At 63.1% G+C, this 18,020-nt stretch carries 13 protein-coding genes; 5 read left to right on the top strand and 8 right to left on the bottom strand.

Annotation, left to right across the window (positions count from 1 at the left end):
- Positions 1-87: 87 nt before the first annotated feature.
- Both gabT and OIU19_RS04950 read left to right on the top strand, forming a co-directional pair.
- Positions 88-1,368, top strand: a complete 1,281-nt coding sequence (gene gabT, locus OIU19_RS04955) for a 4-aminobutyrate--2-oxoglutarate transaminase (RefSeq protein WP_186552904.1) — start codon at positions 88-90, stop codon at positions 1,366-1,368.
- Positions 1,369-1,511: 143 nt separating this feature from the next.
- A complete protein-coding gene (locus OIU19_RS04950) occupies positions 1,512-2,807 on the top strand; it encodes a response regulator (protein ID WP_264233818.1) in 1,296 nt (431 codons plus the stop codon).
- Positions 2,808-2,954: 147 nt separating this feature from the next.
- Here the strand turns inward: OIU19_RS04950 and OIU19_RS04945 are convergent, their stop codons facing one another.
- Together OIU19_RS04945 and desA are read right to left on the bottom strand one after the other, a co-directional pair.
- On the bottom strand, positions 2,955-3,941 hold the full coding sequence (locus OIU19_RS04945; protein ID WP_264233816.1) for a sensor domain-containing diguanylate cyclase: 987 nt from the start codon (positions 3,939-3,941) through the stop codon (positions 2,955-2,957).
- Positions 3,942-4,080: 139 nt separating this feature from the next.
- Positions 4,081-5,262: a delta-9 fatty acid desaturase DesA gene (desA, locus tag OIU19_RS04940; RefSeq protein WP_186552901.1), complete on the bottom strand. Its 1,182-nt coding sequence runs from the start codon at positions 5,260-5,262 to the stop codon at positions 4,081-4,083.
- Between the two features lie 253 nt (positions 5,263-5,515).
- On the opposite strand from desA, the gene dibA reads away from it, so the two are divergent.
- A complete protein-coding gene (gene dibA / locus OIU19_RS04935) occupies positions 5,516-7,411 on the top strand; it encodes a phosphodiesterase DibA (protein ID WP_264233813.1) in 1,896 nt (631 codons plus the stop codon).
- Positions 7,412-7,493: 82 nt separating this feature from the next.
- On the opposite strand, the gene OIU19_RS04930 is transcribed toward dibA, so the two are convergent.
- The 6 genes from OIU19_RS04930 to OIU19_RS04905 all read right to left on the bottom strand — a co-directional run bounded on the left by OIU19_RS04930 (position 7,494) and on the right by OIU19_RS04905 (position 14,050).
- The gene (locus OIU19_RS04930) at positions 7,494-8,138 is read right to left on the bottom strand and encodes a methionine ABC transporter permease (protein WP_186552899.1); all 645 of its coding nucleotides are present in this window, start codon (positions 8,136-8,138) and stop codon (positions 7,494-7,496) included.
- A complete protein-coding gene (locus OIU19_RS04925) occupies positions 8,128-9,237 on the bottom strand; it encodes a methionine ABC transporter ATP-binding protein (protein ID WP_264233810.1) in 1,110 nt (369 codons plus the stop codon). Before OIU19_RS04925 ends, OIU19_RS04930 begins: the two co-directional genes overlap by 11 nt.
- A 1-nt stretch (position 9,238) precedes the next feature.
- Positions 9,239-10,039: a MetQ/NlpA family ABC transporter substrate-binding protein gene (locus OIU19_RS04920; protein WP_264233808.1), complete on the bottom strand. Its 801-nt coding sequence runs from the start codon at positions 10,037-10,039 to the stop codon at positions 9,239-9,241.
- Positions 10,032-11,420 (bottom strand): LLM class flavin-dependent oxidoreductase, encoded by a 1,389-nt coding sequence (locus tag OIU19_RS04915; protein ID WP_264233806.1) that lies wholly within the window; start codon positions 11,418-11,420, stop codon positions 10,032-10,034. Before OIU19_RS04915 ends, OIU19_RS04920 begins: the two co-directional genes overlap by 8 nt.
- A complete protein-coding gene (locus OIU19_RS04910) occupies positions 11,420-12,661 on the bottom strand; it encodes an SfnB family sulfur acquisition oxidoreductase (protein ID WP_264233804.1) in 1,242 nt (413 codons plus the stop codon). The genes OIU19_RS04915 and OIU19_RS04910 overlap by 1 nt, the downstream gene beginning before the upstream one ends.
- A 147-nt stretch (positions 12,662-12,808) precedes the next feature.
- Positions 12,809-14,050, bottom strand: coding sequence for an SfnB family sulfur acquisition oxidoreductase (locus OIU19_RS04905; RefSeq protein WP_264233802.1), 1,242 nt, complete (start codon positions 14,048-14,050; stop codon positions 12,809-12,811).
- A gap of 480 nt (positions 14,051-14,530) precedes the next feature.
- Here OIU19_RS04905 and OIU19_RS04900 point away from each other — a divergent pair, with 480 nt between their 5' ends.
- Positions 14,531-15,562 (top strand): YCF48-related protein, encoded by a 1,032-nt coding sequence (locus OIU19_RS04900; protein ID WP_264233800.1) that lies wholly within the window; start codon positions 14,531-14,533, stop codon positions 15,560-15,562.
- Positions 15,563-15,582: 20 nt separating this feature from the next.
- Positions 15,583-17,958, top strand: coding sequence for an RND family transporter (locus OIU19_RS04895; protein WP_264233798.1), 2,376 nt, complete (start codon positions 15,583-15,585; stop codon positions 17,956-17,958).
- Positions 17,959-18,020 lie beyond the last annotated feature (62 nt).

The raw sequence follows: 18,020 nt of genomic DNA, 5'->3' as shown, positions 1-18,020 counted from the left end.
GCCAGTCGATCAACGAATACTGATCGTGCACAGACCCAGCCACCCCCGAATAAAAGCGCCGTCAGAGTCGGCGCGAATGAGGGCATTATGAGCAAGACCAACGAATCCTTGATGCAACGCCGTGTCGCCGCCGTCCCACGTGGCGTTGGCCAGATTCACCCGATCTTCGTCGATACCGCGAAGAACGCGACGGTGATCGACGTTGAAGGCCGCGAACTGATCGACTTCGCTGGCGGCATCGCCGTACTCAACACCGGCCACCTGCACCCGAAAGTGGTTGCAGCGGTGCAAGAGCAGCTGACCAAAGTCAGCCACACCTGCTTCCAGGTTCTGGCGTACGAGCCCTATGTAGAGCTGTGCGAGAAGATCAACAAGCTGGTCCCAGGCGACTTCGACAAGAAGACCCTGCTGGTCACCACCGGCTCCGAAGCTGTGGAAAACGCCGTCAAGATCGCCCGTGCCGCTACCGGCCGCGCTGGCGTGATCGCCTTCACCGGCGGTTACCACGGCCGTACCATGATGACCCTGGGTCTGACCGGTAAAGTCGTTCCTTACTCGGCTGGCATGGGCCTGATGCCAGGCGGCATCTTCCGCGCGCTGTTCCCGAACGAGCTGCACGGTGTGAGCATCGACGACTCGATCGCTTCGATCGAGCGCATCTTCAAGAACGACGCTGAGCCACGCGACATCGCCGCGATCATCATCGAGCCCGTTCAGGGCGAAGGTGGTTTCATTCCGGTGACCAAGCCGTTCATGCAGCGCCTGCGCGCCCTGTGCGACCAGCACGGCATCCTGCTGATCGCCGACGAAGTACAGACCGGCGCTGGCCGTACTGGCACCTTCTTCGCCATGGAACAGATGGGCGTCGCGCCTGACCTGACCACCTTCGCCAAATCCATCGCTGGTGGCTTCCCGCTGGCCGGTGTATGCGGCAAGGCCGAGTACATGGACGCCATCGCGCCAGGCGGCCTGGGCGGCACCTACGCCGGCTCGCCGATCGCTTGCGCCGCGGCCCTGGCCGTGATCGAAGTGTTCGAAGAAGAGAAACTGCTGGATCGCAGCAAGGCTGTTGGCGAGCGTCTGGTCGCTGGCCTCAAGCAAATCCAGGCCAAGCACCCAATCATCGGTGACGTTCGCGCCCTGGGCTCGATGATCGCTGTTGAAGTGTTCGAGGGCAAAGACTCGCACGCGCCGAACGCCGCTGCCGTCAACCAAGTGGTTGCCAAGGCACGTGACAAGGGTCTGATCCTGCTGTCCTGCGGTACCTACGGCAACGTCCTGCGCATCCTGGTGCCGCTGACTGCCGAAGACGCGCTGCTGGACAAAGGCCTGGCGATCATCGAAGAGTGCTTCGCTGAGCTGGCGTGAAATCTGTGACACGCGTCAGAAAAAAACCCGCCTAGGCGGGTTTTTTTTATGCCTATTGTCTGCCTGGAGCGCTATGGTTAGCCGATGGACTTGCCTTGGAAGCTGCAACGGATTGCGCGTCAGGATTACTCAGGAGTTGACCAATGAGCGCTGCAGACCCCACCCCGCCTTGCGTATTGATTGCCGAAGGCGATCCCTGGGTGCGCGATATGCTGCGCGAAACCCTGCTCAGCGTGCGCTGTGACGCCCGCCTACAGATCTGCGCCGACGGCTCACAAGCGCTCAGCGCACTGTCGAGCAAGCCTGACCTGATCATCGCCACGCGTGAACTCAGCGACTTCGATGGCTTGGACTTGTTACGCAAGGTGCGCGCCAAAGGCGACAACCCTGGCTTGCCGTTCATACTCCTGAGCAATCGCAGCGACAGCGCCAGTGTGCGTGAAGCGTTGCCGTTTCAACCCACCGAGTACCTGAGCAAGCCGCTCAACCTGGACAAGCTGCGCAAACGCCTGGAAGTTCTGCTGATTGCCGGCGGTGAAGAGATCGCCTGCCCGGTGCCGCCCTTGCACCCCGGCGCCAAGCTGCCTGCGTTTCTTGAGGAACGTCGCGCTAGCGCCGACGGCGGCCCGCTGCTGGCTGATGTCGAGGTCGCGATCAAACGCGCGCTCAACCCCCAGGGGCTCGACCTCAAGGTGCTGGAAGCAGAGGTGCGCAACGATCCACAGATCACCGGCGTGCTGATCGCCGCCGCCAACAGCGCCGCGATGCACCGCGAGGCGCCGGTGCAGACCCTGCTGCAGGCGCTGAACAAGCTGGGCAGCACGCAAAGCATGAACCTTATCCTCGGCCTGACCCTCAAGCGCAGTGCGCGGCTGAGTGATCCTTTGCTGGCCAAGCATGCGACGCATTACTGGAACCTGTCGCTGCACACCGCCGAGTACGGCCGCACCCTGGCGCGCCAGTTGGAAGTGGACGAAGCGCGCTGCTATTGCGCAGGGCTGCTGCATTGCCTGGGTGACCTTGCGGTGCTGCGCTGCCTGCAAGAATGGCGTTTGGCCGGGGGCGAGCTCGATGAAGATCAGGTGCAACTGGCCCTCAACGAGTTCGGTGCTCCCTTTGGCTCGGCACTGCGTACCCGCTGGCGTTTGCCGCTGACATTGCGCGAACTGATCGCTGCGGTGTATGCGTTGGGCGGCGGGGTGTATTCGCGCGAGATCCTGGCGATGAACCTCGCTGGGCAGCTGGCGCGGTTGCCGGCGGATCAGGGGCTGGAGAAGGTGGCCAGTAACAAGACTGCGCGGTTGTTGAAGCTGGGGCTGCCGGAGTTGAACCGGTTGCGTAAGGTTGACAACGTACCGGCGAAGCCGCAGGAAGCCAATGCTGCAGCAGTCGAACCAGCTCCAGAAGGGCGGGCTGCCCCTGAATCTGATCAGCTCTAGGGTGTTGCTGACCTCGCGCTGGACGGGAGCCCGATGGAGCCGCACAGCGGCCCCATCGGGCTCCAGCTAAGGTGTAAGACCTTTGCTAACTTGAAACCAATTACTTCTGTTCGGGCCAGCCCTGACACTACCGAAGCCGCTACCACCTCAGCCCCGCACGATCTGGTTCTTGCCCTGGCGCTTGGCCTGGTACATCGCTGCATCGGCCCTGGCGAACAAGGTATCGAGGGTCGCGTCTTCATCGGTCAGCCCGGTCAGCCCTTGGCTTACGGTGACGCCATAGGTTTGCTGCCCGTGGGTGAAACTCAACCGCTGAATCTCGCGCTGCAAACGCTCGGCAATCTGCTCGGCGACCTGCGCCGTGCAGCCCGGAAACACCGCGGCGAACTCCTCACCACCGATGCGGCCAAACTGATCCCCCCGACGCAACACCGCCTTGCCGCTGTCGGCAATACGCTGCAGCACTTGGTCGCCTTCCTGGTGACCGTAGCTGTCGTTGATCTGCTTGAAGTCGTCGATATCCAGCAGCAAGAAGGCCAGCGGCGAACCCTCTGCGCGGGCGCTGTCGAACGCTTGCTGGGCGCACTCGAAGAAATGCCGGCGGTTGCTGCTCTGGGTCAGCACATCGGTGGTCGCCAGGCGCTGCAATTCGCCTTCGAGGTGCTTCTTCTCGGTGATGTCTTCGGCAATGCCGACGATGATCACTCGATCGCCTTCCTGTTGTTGGTTGATGTAGCACTTGTCGCTGAGCCAGCGGGTCTCGCCTGCGGCATTGATGATGCGGTACTCGCGATCTTCCACCGAGCCCTTGGTGAGCACTTGGGCCAGGCTGCGCTCGGCGTATTCCAGATCGTCGGGGAAGATGCTGTCGCGCCACTCGTTGTAGTCAGCCAACACCAGGCTCACGGGCCTGCCGAAGATGCGTTCGTAGGCCGGGCTGACATAGAGCACCTGGCGGGTTTCCCAGTCGAATGCCCACAGTACGGCGTTGACGCTATCGAGCAATGAGCTGAACAGTTGGTCGCGCTCGCTCAAGCGAGCGACTTCGCCTTGGGCATGAAACAGGGCAAGGAGGGTTTGGGCGGCTTCAGGTGGCGGGTTGCCGGGCAACGGTGGATTGATTTTATTGGCCATGAGCACGGAGCGATTCTCGGCTGAAAGCGTGCGGCCACGATCCGGCCCGCCACGCGGGCGATATGCCGAATTTGAGTAACTACCGGGGGTGAAGTTCCGGATGGCACGCCCCAGAGCGGGGCGTGCCGATCAACGGCGGTCAGGCGGTGGGGCGCAGCGAGTAGGTCTTGAGCTGGCTGGCGAAGTCACGCAGCGACTGGATACCGCTGGCTTCGGCCTCGTGTACCCAGTCTTTCATGGCAGCCAGCATGTCGTGGCCGTTGGCGCTGGTGCGGGCCCAGATCTGCTGCAAGGCCAGGCGCTTTTCGTAGATGGTCTTGAGTGCCTGGCTTTGGGCGAGGATCGACTCGATGCGCACGTGATGGCGATCCTGCAGCAGGCTGGTTTCACGCGACAGCAGGCGCTTGGCGCGGCGATAACGATGGCGCACCGAAGCGTCGACCTTGTTCAGCTCCTGCTTGACCAGCGGGCCAATCACCAACTTGCGGTACTGGGCCATGATCTGGAAGCGGTTGTTGAGGATCGCCATGGCGGTGTCCATGTCCAGGTTGGCTTTGCCTTCGACCCGGTGGGCAATGGGGGCCACGCGTTGCACCTTGGCCAGGCGCAGCATGCTCAGCAGGCGGATCCAGGCCCAGCCCATGTCGAATTCCCAACGCTTGACCGACAGCTTGGCCGAGTTGGGGTAAGTGTGGTGGTTGTTGTGCAGCTCTTCGCCGCCGATGATGATGCCCCACGGCACCAGGTTGGTGGCGGCGTCGCGGCATTCGAAGTTGCGATAGCCCACAGCATGGCCCAGGCCATTGACCACGCCTGCGGCCCAGAACGGAATCCACATCATCTGGATGGCCCAGATGGTGATACCGATGGTGCCGAACAGCAGCAGGTCAATGACGGCCATCAGCGCGATGCCACCCAGCTTGTAGCGGCTGTAGAGATTGCGCTCGATCCAGTCGTCGGGGCAGTTCTTGCCGTAGATGCGCAAGGTCTCAGGGTTGCGCGCTTCCTCGCGGTAAAGCTCGGCGCCCTTGCGCAGGACAGTGCCCAAGCCCTTGTAGACCGGGCTGTGCGGGTCGTCGGGGGTTTCGCACTTGGCGTGGTGCTTGCGGTGGATAGCCGTCCACTCGCGGGTGTTCTGCGCGGTGGTCAGCCACAGCCAGAAACGGAAGAAGTGCTTCAGTCCGGCGTTTAGCTCCAGGGAGCGGTGCGCCGAATAGCGATGCAGGTAGATGGTGACGCTGACGATGGTCACGTGGGTCATCAGCAGGGTGACCGCGACCAGTTGCCAGGCCGACAAGTCGAGTAAACCGTAGTACCACATAGGTGTAGAAGCCCTCGGAAAAACGGGGGAGTAGCGTTTGGCATTATCCCTTGGCAGGGAAATAAAACCATAGGCCTGTTTTGATAGCGCTGGCCTTATCGCGGGGCAAGCCCACTCCTGTACGCGCCGTGCACCGCTGATAGAGCGGGTTCAAGCGCTCATCGTCTAGACCAATTTCTGATCCGTGAATGAGTCACGGCATGTTTCCGCCTTTATAATGCCCCATCGTTTTCTATGGGCTTACACACCCGACATGTCTGTTTCCGTTCGCGACGCCTTGCGTATGGCTGCGCTCTATGTGGTGTTCTCGATCCTCTGGCTGGTGCTGTCCGAGCAGCTTTTGCAGCGATTGACCGAGGATCCACTGGCGCTGAACCTGGGACGCTGCATCAACGTGCTGGTGTGGGTGCTGTTCAGCGCGTTCCTGATCTTCGTCTCGCGCGCCCGGCTGCTCAACTTCATTGGTATCGGTGCGCGCCTGCGCAGCGAGGACCGTGAGCGCCTGCGCATGGCGGCTGCGGTGTTCGACAGCACCTTGGAAGGGGTGCTGGTGACTGATCGCAATGGCTTGATCGTGCACGTCAACCGGGCGTTCATGCGCATTACCGGTTATCAGCAGGACGAGGTGCTCGGCCAACGCCCAAGCAAGTTCAAGTCGGGCCGCCACGATGCGGCGTTCTACCAGCAGATCTACGCGACGCTGGCGGACAAGGGCGAATGGAGCGGCGAGATCTGGAACCGGCGCAAGAGTGGTGAGATCTACCCGCAGTGGCAGACCATCTGCGCCATTCGCGACGACAGCGGCGAGCTGACCCACTACGTCGCGGTGTTCAGCGATATCAGTGCGATCAAGCACTCCGAGCAGGAACTGGCCTATCTGGCGCACCATGACCCACTGACCGGCCTGCCCAACCGCCTGTTGTTCAACGACCGCGCCCAACAGGCGCTGGCCGCCGCTCAAGCGCACAAGCGCGGGTGTGGCCTGTTATTGCTCGACCTCGACCACTTCCAGAGCATCAACGACGGCCTTGGGCACACCATTGGCGACCAGTTGCTCAAGCTTGTGGGTGAGCGTTTGCGCGAAGTGCTGGGCCAAGGCGTAACCCTGGCGCGCCTGGGCGGTGACGAGTTTGGCGTGCTGCTGGAGAACTGCCAGCAGGTCGGCGAGGCGGCGACCTTGGCGCAAGAGATCATCGAGCGCATGCGCGAGCCGTTCGTCTTCGAGGGTAACCGGCTGTTCATCAGTGTCAGCGTTGGCATTGGCCTGTTCCCCAGCGATGCCCTGAGCGCCGAGCAATTGCTGCGCAACGCCGATGCCGCGCTGTTCAAGGCCAAGAGCAATGGCCGCGCCTGCTATGCGCTGTATACCGAAGAGCTGACCGCTCACGCCCAGCAGCGGGTGGAGACCGCCGGCGAGTTGCGCCGCGCGTTGGAGCAGGAAGAGCTGCGGGTGTTCTTCCAGCCGGTGCATGACCTGTTCACCAGCAAGATGATCGGCGTCGAGGCCCTGGTGCGCTGGCAGCATCCGGAGCGCGGGCTGGTGCCGCCGGGCGAGTTCATCCCGATTGCCGAGCGTACCGGATTGATCGCCGAGATCGATGCCTGGGTGTTGCGCCAGGCGTGCCGGCAGATGGTTCGGTGGCAGGCCGAGGGGCATGCGTTGGCGTTCGTTGCGGTGAATATTTCCAGCCGGCTTTTCGGCCAGCGCGAGCTGTACCGGCAAGTCGCCGAGGTGCTGCATGAGACCGGCCTGGATCCGGCGTTGCTGGAGCTGGAGGTCACCGAGAGTGCGGTGATGGAAGACCCGGAGGTGGCGCTGGAGCAGTTGCACCGCCTGCGCGAACTGGGTTTGAGCCTGGCGATCGATGATTTCGGCACGGGTTATTCGTCGCTGCTGCGGCTCAAGCGCTTGCCGGTGCAGAAGCTCAAGATCGATCAGGGCTTTGTTGCCGGGCTGCCGCTGGATGAGGATGACATCGCGATTGTTCGGGTGATCATCGCCTTGGCCAAGAGCATGGGTATGCAGGTGCATGCCGAAGGGGTCGAGCAGGCGGAGCAGGCACGGTTTCTGCTGGAGCAGCAGTGTCAGCTGGGGCAGGGCTATTGGTTTGGACGACCGGTGCCTGCGCAGGATTTGCGTTGGGGCTGAATAGGTCATCGCGAGTCCGCTCCCACGCCTTCCCCAGATCGATTGCGGGGCAGCGTGGGAGCGGGCTTGCCCCGCGATAGCGTCAGCGCTTGTTCAAGCCTTTCGCCAAGCGATCGCCACCCAACTGGATCAGCGCCACCAATGCCACCAACATCGCAATCACGGTCAGCATGATCTGGCTGTCGAAGCGCTGATAACCATACCGATAGGCAATGTCGCCCAAGCCCCCAGCACCAATCGCCCCGGCCATGGCCGATGAGTTGATCATCGTCACCAAGGTAATGGTGAAACCGCCGACGATGCCCGGCAACGCCTCAGGTAGCAGCACATGCCAGATGATGTGCCAGCGCCGACAGCCCATGGCCTGGGCCGCCTCAACCAGGCCATGATCGACCTCACGCAAGCTCACCTCCGCGATCCGCGCAAAGAACGGCGTCGCGGCAATGGTCAGCGGCACCACGGCGGCCCACACGCCATAGGTGGTACCCACCAGCAGACGGGTGAACGGGATCAGCGCGACCATCAGGATCAGAAACGGGATCGAGCGGAACAGGTTGACGAAGGCACCGAGCACCCGGTTAAGCGCCGGTGCCTCGTAGATCCCGCCCTTGTCGCTGGTGACCAGCAGCACTGCCATCGGCACACCGACCAACAGCGCGATCAGCGACGACACGCCGACCATCAACAAGGTGTCCAGCAAGCCCTGTAGCAGACGATCAACCCACATAGCCCAGCACCTCCACGTCATCGGCCCAACGGCGGGCGCGCTCCAGCAACTGATGCGGTTGGTGGACCGAGCCGCGTACCGCCAGGATCAAGCGCCCCAACGCTCGTTCACCAATGGTCTCTACACCCCCCTGGAGCAGGCTGACCTGTCCGCCCAGATCCTTGAACAGGCCAGACAACTCCAACTCGCCCAGTGCCACCAACTTGAGCACCACAGCGGCATCCCGACTGCCTGGGGTGGAACGCAAGCTGGCTTGCAATGCCGCAGGCAGCTTGGCTTGCAGCGGTGCCAGCAGGGTCCGGGTCACTTCGTGATGGGGGCTGCCGAATACCTGCCAGACCTCACCTTGCTCGACCACTTCGCCACGTTCGAGCACCACCACGCGGTGGCAGATATCGCGGATCACCGCCATCTCGTGGGTGATCAGCACCACGGTCAGGCCCAGGCGTTGATTGATGTCGCGCAGCAGTTCGAGGATCGAGGCGGTGGTCTCCGGGTCGAGCGCCGAGGTAGCTTCATCGCACAGCAGAATCTCTGGGTCATGGACCAGCGCTCGGGCGATGCCGACGCGCTGCTTCTGCCCGCCGGACAACTGCGCCGGGTACACATGGTGCTTTTCGGCCAGGCCGACCAACTCCAGTAGTTCCCGCACCTTGCGTTGGCGTTCGGCCTTGGCCACGCCGGCAACCTTGAGCGGCAGCTCGACGTTCTGCCACACGGTCTTGGCCGACATCAGGTTGAAGTGCTGGAAGATCATGCCGATGCGCCGCCGCAGCTCGGCCAGGCGGTCTTCGTCGAACGGTGCGATATCGACCTGATCGATCAGCACCCGGCCCTGACTCGGTTGCTCCAGGCGATTGATGGTGCGCAGCAGCGACGACTTGCCAGCGCCGCTGCGGCCGATAATGCCGAAGATCTCGCCCCGGCGGATGTTCAGGTCGATGCCTTGCAGCGCAGGTTGGGCCTGGCCGGTGTAGGTCTTGCCCAGGCCTATGAAGCGCACATGGGCGTCATTGACCTCTGGGCGCAAGGCCTGTTCGCGAGCGGGCGGCGGCGAGGCTTGGACAGTGGGCGCCCTGAGGGCGCTGGCGCTGCTCATATCAGCCTTCCCAGCCGGCCTGGTAGAGGCTGCCATGGGCTTTGTTCAGCGCTTCGCGCACGGCCGGGGAGTGCTGATAGATATCGACGAACTTGGCCAGGCGCGGATCGTCCTTCGATTGTGGGCGGATGACGAACTGGATCACGTATTCCTTGTTTTCCAGGCCATCGAACAGCAGCGCCGAGGTGGCGTCGAAGGTGTTGGCCAGGCGGATGTAGGCCGGGTAGCCCTGGACCAGATCGGCATCGTCATAGGCGCGCACCAGTTGCACCGCCTCGACCTGAAGGATTTTCAGCTTCTTCGGGTTAGCGACGATGTCATCTTCGGTGGCCTTGTAGCCAACGCCTGGCTTGAGGCTGATCAGCCCAGCCTTGGCCAGTAGCTGCAAGCCACGGCCGCTGTTGATCGGATCGTTGGCGATGGCCACGCTGGCGCCTTCAGGCAGCTCGGCGAAGCGCTTGTACTTTTTCGAATACAACCCGACGTTGTTGATGATCCCCGGCTTATAAGGCACCAGGTCAAAACCGGCCGCGGCCTTGGCGTTTTCCAGGAACGGGATGTGCTGGAAGTAGTTCACGTCGATGTCGCCGCTGTTGAGGCTGACATTGGGTGCGATCCAGTCGCTGAATTCGATCAGCTTCACCTCCAGGCCTTGCTTGTGGGCTTCTTCCACGGCGGCTTCCAGCGGGATGGCGAAGGCGGCGGTGGTGCCGATTTTCAGCGGCTCGGCGGCCAATACGTTGGCGGCGATACCCAGGGACAACACAGCGGCCGCGACGGGCCGGAACAATTTATCAAGCATGGTGCAGGGCTCCAGTCGGGGCAGGGGTAGGGTTGCGGTAGCTGGCGCCGGGATGGTCGGCGGGCAGGTGCGGCAGGTCGCTGGCGAAGAGTTTTTCGCGCAGGCTGCCGGCTTGGTAGGCGGTCTTGTAACGGCCACGGTTTTGCAGCTCGGGGACGACCAGGTCGATGAAGTCCTCGTAGCTTTCCGGGGTGACTGTGCGGGTCAGGTTGAAGCCGTCCAGACCGGTCTCGTCGATCCAGGCGATGAGTTCGTCGGCAACCTGCTCGGCGGTGCCGATCAGGGTCACGTAGCGACCCCCGAGGGCGTGCTGATCCAACAGGCGACGGCGGGTCCAGGCACTGTCTTGCAGCTGGCGCGTGGCCGACTGGATCGCGTTGCCCTTGGTAAAGCCGATCGGCTCGTCCAGCCCATAGGCGGCAAAGTCGATCCCGGTGGAACTGGCGAAATGCGCGACACCCGCCTCAGGGCTGGCGTAGCGCACGTACTCGGCATATTTGGCGTGCGCCTGTTGTTCAGTGGCGGCGACGATGACCGTGATCCCCATGAACACCTTGATCGCCTGCGGATCGCGGCCTGCTGCCTGGGCTGCGGCGCGTACCCTGTCGACCTGGGCGCGGGTGGCGGGCTTGTCCTGGCCGCTGATGAATACGCATTCGGCGTGGTTGCCAGCGAAGGCCAGGCCACGTGGCGAACTGCCGGCCTGGAACAGTACCGGCGTGCGCTGCGGCGACGGCTCGCAGAGGTGATAGCCCTCGACCTTGTAGAACTCGCCTTGGTGCTCGACCTTGCGCACTTTGTCGGGCCGGGCATACACGCGCTGCTCGCGGTCTGCGACCACGGCGTCGTCGTCCCAGCTGCCTTCGAGCAGCTTGTACAGCACGTGCAGGTATTCGTCGGCCTGGTCGTAGCGCCGATCGTGCTCGGGCTGCTGGTCCAGGCCCATGGCGCGCGCGGCGCTGTCCAGGTAGCCGGTGACGATGTTCCAGCCGACCCGGCCGTTGCTCAAATGATCCAGGGTGGAAAGCCGCCGGGCGAACAGATACGGCGCCTCGTAGGTGAGGTTGGCGGTCAGGCCGAAGCCCAGGTGGCGGGTCACGGCGGCCATCGCCGAGACCAGCAGCAGTGGGTCGTTGACCGGCAGCTGGATCGACTCTTTGAGCGGCACCGCGACCGATTGTCCGTAGACATCATAGGTGCCGACGATATCGGCGATGAACAGCCCGTCGAACAGCCCGCGCTCGAGCAGCTTGGCCAGGTCGGTCCAGTACTCCAGCGACTTGTATTGGGTCGAGGTGTCGCGCGGATGCGTCCACAGGCCGTGGTTGATGTGGCCAATGCAGTTCATGTTGAAGGCATTGAGCAGGATCTGCTTGCTCATCAGAGGGTCCCTCGACGGGGTGGATTGACCTGGTTGAGGTAGAAGTTGCCGATGGCGTGGTACTTCCAGCGCACCGGGTCGTGCAGGGTGTGCACGCGGGCGTTGCGCCAGTGCCGGTCGAGGTTGTGCTCGGCCAGGGTGGCCTGGCTGCCGGCCAGTTCGAACAGGGTGGTGCTGGCGGCCAGGGAGATCTCGGTGCTGATCGCGCGGGCTTCGGCCACGGCGATGGAGGCGGAGGCGACCAGATCGGTGGCGGATTCATCGCGGGGCAAGCCCGCTCCCACGTTGGCTGCTGAAGCTGAGGCTGTGACTGTGACTGCTGCTGCGGCGCGGTCGAGGTATTCGCCAGCGCGTTCGAGCAACGCTTCGGTGGCGTGCAGGCGGATCGACAGGTGGCCGAAGCTTTTCAGGGTCAGTGGATCGTCGCTGGCTTTGTCCTGGCCCGAGTCGACCCATGGCCGGCTGCGGGTACGGACGAAGTGCAGGGCGTCTTCGAAGGCGGCGCGGGCGATGCCAGTGTCGATTGCCGCATGGAGGATCTGCGCCAGCGGGCCGACGATGGTCGGGCGCTCGAAGGCGCTCTGGAATGGCACCACGTCAGCGGCGGCGACGAACACGTTGTCGAACACCACCGAACCGCTGCCGGTGGTGCGCTGGCCGAAGCCGCTCCAATCGTCGATCACCTGCACGCCCGGCGCGTCGGCGGGGACGAACGCCAGTTGCTGGACGCCGTCGTCATCGATCACCGAGGTGGGGATACGTTGCGCGTAGAGGGCGCCGGTGGAATAGAACTTGCGGCCGTTGATGCGATAACCGTCGCCGTCACGGCTCAGCCGGGTGGTGCGGTCGTGGGCGGTCTTGGTGCCCAGTTCGGCCAGGGCATTGCCGAAGCGTCGACCGGCCAGCACTTCGCCGTACAGGCGTTGCTGTTGTTCGGGGCTGCCGTTCACTCGCAGCACTTCCAGGGCGTAGAAGTGGTTTTGTGGGATCTGCCCGAGCGAGGCGTCGGCTTGGGCGATGCGGGCGATGACCTTGGCCAGGGTGACGTTGGATACGCCGGCGCCGCCGAAGGCCTTGGGCACGCTGATGGCCCACAGGCCGGAGCGGGTGAACAGCTCCAGTTCGGCGTGTGGCAGGCGGCGCTCGCGGTCGCGCAGGGCGCTGTCTTTGCGCAATTGCTGGGCGATGTGTTCGGCGACGGCCAGGGCTTGGGCGTCGCTGCTGATGACTGCTGCGTTCATAGTGTTCTCCGGGGCCTTGGGGCCGCTTGCGCAGCCCTTCGCGGGCAAGCCCGCTCCCACAGGTACAGCGCCGTCTTCAAGGGCGGCGCGGTCCCTGTGGGAGCGGGTTTACCCGCCAAGGGCCGCACAGCGGCCCCAGGCGCTCACTCAGATCCAGGAATGTCGGGCAGGACGGGTGCCGTTCAGGTGGTAGGCACCAATCGCGTGATACTTCCAGCGCACTGGATCGTGCAGGGTGTGCACGCGGGCATTGCGCCAATGCCGATCGAGATTGAACTCGGCCAAGCTGGCGCGGCTGCCGGCAAGCTCGAACAGCTTCTCGCTGGCCTGCAGGGCGATCTCGGTGGTGAGCACCTTGGCTTGCGCCACGGCAATCGAGGCGAGCGCGGCGGCGTCTGCATCGATCTCCCCGGCATTGACCTCATCGAGCACCCGCGCAGCCCTGCGCAGCAGCGCCTCGGCGGCGTGCAGTTCGAGCTTGAGGCGGCCGATGTCGGCGATCACGTAAGGGTCGTCGCTGGCGCGCTCGACATTGGCATCGATGAACGGCCGCGATTTGTCCCGCACGAAGCTGATCGCATCATCGATGGCCGCTTCAGCGATACCCGCGTCGATCGCGGCCTGGATCAACTGCGAAGCTGCGCCCTGGATGTTCGGCAGGTCGCGCTGACGCCAGTTGTCGATGACCAGTTCCGCGTCCACCGGCACCTGGTCGAGCAGCACCGTGCCGCTGGCCGTGGTGCGTTGGCCAAAGCCGGACCAGTCGTCGACGATACGCAAGCCAGGGCTGCCACGGCGCACGAATGCCAGGCGCTGGCGGCCCTCGTCATCCAGGGCCTTGACCGCCACCCAATGGGCGAACAGCGCCCCCGTGGAATAGAACTTCTCACCACTGATGCGATAGCCCTCGCCATCGCGGCTGATTCGCGCCTTGAGGGTCAGGGTGTCTTTGCTGCCGCGCTCAGGCCCGGCATTGCCGATGCGCCAGCCGTCGAGCACGGAGCGGAAAATCAGCGCTTGTTGAGCCTCGGTGGCGGTCAGGCGCAGCAGCTGGAGCATGCCGAACTGGTTTTGCGGGATCTGCCCCAACGCAGGGTCGGCGGCGCTGATGATGCGAAACACTTCAGCGACGGTTTCAAAAGAAACATCCGGGCCACCGAAGGCCTTGGGAATGCTGATGCTGCCCAGGCCGCTGCGGGTGAACAGCTCGATTTCGGCCCAAGGCAGTTTGCGCTGCTGGTCGCGGCGGGCGGCTTGCTGGCGGGCAACTTGGGCAAGTTCGTGAGCGGCCTGCAGGGCTTCGGCGTCATTGCGCAGGATCTTGGCAGGCAACAGCAGCGGTGAGCTGTCGAGGTCGCTGGCGAACAGGGTTTCTGGCTGGCTGGACATCAGTACCGCTCCTTGGCTGCACTCAATGCCCTGGCGTTATGCACTGGGGTGATTGTGATCCTGACCATTCCTTACCTCACAAAAGTGGCTGTGTCGCGGGTGGTGGTGGCGACAGACGTTTGTTGGTCCGGTGGTCCGGTGCATATACCCTATTCGCTTATAAAAACTTTATGAACTAACCTTTTGGAATATAAATAGAAGCAGTTTTCTGCCCGTGAAACGAACGTGGGAGCGGGCTTGCCCCGCGATAGCGCCAGTGAATTCACCGACGCTATCGCGGGGCAAGCCCGCTCCCACGCGTGGGAGCGGGCTTGCCCCGCGATGCTTTTGGCTGCTTAACAAAACATAACGTCCCACTCGTTGTGTTCCCCAAGAAATCCCCGATAGGATGGCCCAAAGCTATTGCAGGGCTCTGCCACAGGGTTTTCGCAGTGCCTGCAATGAATTGACCCACTTACAAGAACACAACAGGGGACGGTCATGAGGGAGCGGGGAATGGCGCAAGCCAGGCGTGGTGCCTGGCCGCTGGCGACCGGCGCGATGCTGGTGCTGGCACTGGGGATATGGACAGGCAGCGTTGAAGCTGCTGCTGCCGATGAGTATTCGACCGAATCTGCCAAGGCCAGCGAAAGCCTGCTGATCGACGCTGCCCATGCCGGCAAGCGTCTGGTGGTGGTGGGTGATCGCGGCCATATCCTGTTCTCCGACGACCAGGGCAAGACCTGGACCCAGGCCCGGGTGCCCACCCGGCAACTGCTCACCGCAGTGTTCTTCCTCGACGACAAGCGCGGCTGGGCGGTCGGCCACGACGCACAGATCCTCGCCAGCACCGATGGCGGCGCCACCTGGAGCAAGCAGTTCGAAGACCTTTCCCGCGAAGCGCCGTTGCTCGACGTCAAATTCCTCGACGCCCAGCATGGCTTTGCCGTGGGCGCTTATGGTGCGCTGCTGGAAACCACCGATGGCGGCCAGCATTGGCAGGACGTCGCCGAGCGCCTGGACAACCCTGATCAGCTGCACCTCAATGGCATTGCCGCAATCAAGGACGCCGGCCTGTTCGTCGTCGGTGAGCAGGGCAGCATGTTCCGCTCCAGCGATAACGGCCAGAGCTGGACCACCGTGCAAGGCCCCTACGAGGGCTCGCTGTTTGGCGTGATCGGCACCGCCCAGGCGCAGACCCTGTTGGCCTATGGCCTGCGCGGCAACCTGTACCGCTCGACGGATTTTGGCGACAGCTGGCAACAGATCGATCTCAAGGCCGCGCGTGGCCCGCTCGAATTCGGCCTGGCAAGCGCTACGCTTCTCGATGACGGCAGCCTGGTGCTGGTCGGCAATGGCGGCAGCGTGCTGCGCAGCCATGACGACGGCCAGACTTTCACGGTCTACAACCGTGCTGATCGGATTGCCTTGGCCGGGGTCAGTGGCCTGGCCGATGGCGGCCTGCTACTGGTCGGCCAAGGCGGGCTGCACCTGGCCAACGGCGAAGGCGCCGAAGAAGAGGTGCGGCCATGACTCGCCAGGAGAGCTTTGACATGCACCAGCACCATCAGGACAAGGCCACGCTGCTCGAACGGCTGATCTTCAACAACCGCCCGGTAGTGATCGGCCTGTGCTTGTTGGTGAGCATCTTCCTGTTCTGGCAGGCCACGCAGATCCGGCCATCGACCAGTTTCGAGAAGATGATCCCGCTCGAGCACCCCTTCATCGAACAGATGCTCGAGCACCGCAACGACCTGGCCAACCTCGGCAACACCGTGCGCATCTCGGTCGAAGCGGTCAATGGCGATATCTTCGACAAGGACTACATGGAGACCCTGCGTCAGATCCATGACGAGGTGTTCTACATCCCCGGTGTCGATCGGGCCGGGCTCAAGTCGCTGTGGAGCCCCAGCGTGCGCTGGACCGAGGTCACCGAGGAAGGCTTTGCCGGCGGCGAGGTGATCCCCAATACCTACAACGGCTCGGCCGACAGCCTCGACCAGTTGCGCGACAACGTGCTCAAGTCGGGCCAGGTCGGGCGCCTGGTGGCCAACAACTTCAAGTCGAGCATCGTCGATGTACCGCTCTTGGAGAGCTACCCCGATCCGCAGGATCAGGGTAAGCAGATCAAGCTCGACTACCAGCAATTCTCCCACCAGCTGGAAGAGAAGATCCGCGACAAGTTCCAGGCGCAGAACCCCAATGTGAAGATTCACATCGTCGGCTTCGCCAAGAAGGTCGGCGACCTGATCGATGGCCTGGTGATGGTGGCGCTGTTCTTTGGCGTGGCGCTGGTGATTACCTGGATCCTGCTGTACTGGTTCACCTGGTGCATCCGCAGCACCATCGCCGTGCTCATCACCACCTTGGTGGCGGTGGTCTGGCAGCTGGGACTTATGCATGCAGTGGGCTTCGGCCTCGACCCGTACTCGATGCTGGTGCCGTTCCTGATCTTCGCAATCGGCATCTCCCACGGGGTGCAGAAGATCAACGGCATCGCCCTGCAATCGAGTGGCGCCGACAATGCCCTGACAGCTGCCCGACGCACCTTCCGCCAGCTGTTCCTGCCAGGGATGATCGCCATCCTCGCCGACGCCGTGGGCTTCATCACCCTGCTGATCATCGACATCGGCGTGATTCGCGAGCTGGCCATCGGCGCTTCGATTGGCGTGGCGGTCATCGTCTTCACCAACCTGATCCTGCTGCCGGTCGCCATCTCCTATGTGGGCATCAGCAAGAAGGCGATCGAGCGCAGCAAGAAGGATGCGACCCGCGAGCATCCGTTCTGGCGCCTGCTGGCCAATTTCGCCAGCGCCAAGGTCGCGCCGATCTCCATCGCCCTGGCCTTGGTCGCCTTCGCCGGTGGGCTGTGGTACAGCCAGAACCTGAAGATCGGCGACCTGGACCAAGGCGCGCCTGAGCTGCGCCCGGACTCGCGCTACAACCAGGACAACCACTTCATCATCAGCAACTACTCGACCAGTTCCGATGTCCTGGTGATCATGGTCAAGACCCCACCTGAAAGCTGCTCGATCCACTCGACCCTGGCGCCGATCGACGAGCTGATGTGGACCATGCAGAACACCCCGGGAGTGCAGTCGGCGATCTCCCTGGTGACGGTGTCCAAGCAGATGATCAAGGGCATGAACGAGGGCAACCTGAAATGGGAGACCTTGTCGCGTAACCCGGATGTGCTCAACAGCTCGATCGCCCGTGCCGATGGCCTGTACAACGCCGACTGCTCGCTGGCGCCGGTGCTGGTGTTCCTCAACGACCACAAGGCCGAGACCCTGGAGCGGGTGACCGCGGTGGCCAAGACGTTTGCCGACAGCCATAACAAAGAAGGCCTGCAGTTCCTTCTGGCGGCGGGTAACGCGGGTATCGAAGCGGCCACCAACGAGGTGATCAAGTCGGCCGAGCTGACCATCCTGATCCTGGTCTACCTGTGCGTAGCGGTGATGTGCATGATCACCTTCCGCTCGTTTGCCGCGACCTTGTGTATCGTTCTGCCACTGGTACTGACCTCGGTGCTGGGTAATGCGCTGATGGCCTTCATGGGCATTGGCGTGAAGGTCGCCACCTTACCGGTGGTGGCGCTGGGGGTGGGGATTGGCGTGGACTACGGCATCTACATCTACAGCCGCCTGGAGAGCTTCCTGCGGGCTGGGTTGCCGTTGCAGGAAGCCTATTACCAGACCCTGCGCTCGACCGGTAAAGCAGTGCTGTTCACTGGTTTGTGCCTGGCGATTGGCGTGTGCACCTGGATCTTCTCGGCGATCAAGTTCCAGGCCGACATGGGCCTGATGCTGACCTTCATGTTGCTGTGGAACATGTTCGGTGCGCTGTGGCTGCTGCCGGCGCTGGCGCGGTTCTTGATCAAACCGCAGAAGTTGGCGGGCAAGGAGGGCGGCTCGATCTTCGCTCATTGATCGGTGTACGGGGCCGCAAAGCGGCCCCACAGGTATACTGCGGATCTTTGCACTTCAGGTAC

This window comes from Pseudomonas sp. BT-42-2, assembly GCF_025847435.2.
Taxonomy (GTDB): Bacteria; Pseudomonadota; Gammaproteobacteria; order Pseudomonadales; family Pseudomonadaceae; genus Aquipseudomonas; species Aquipseudomonas urmiensis.
Note: the sequence above shows the minus strand (reverse complement) of the source record. Positions and strands in the feature narration are given on the sequence as shown.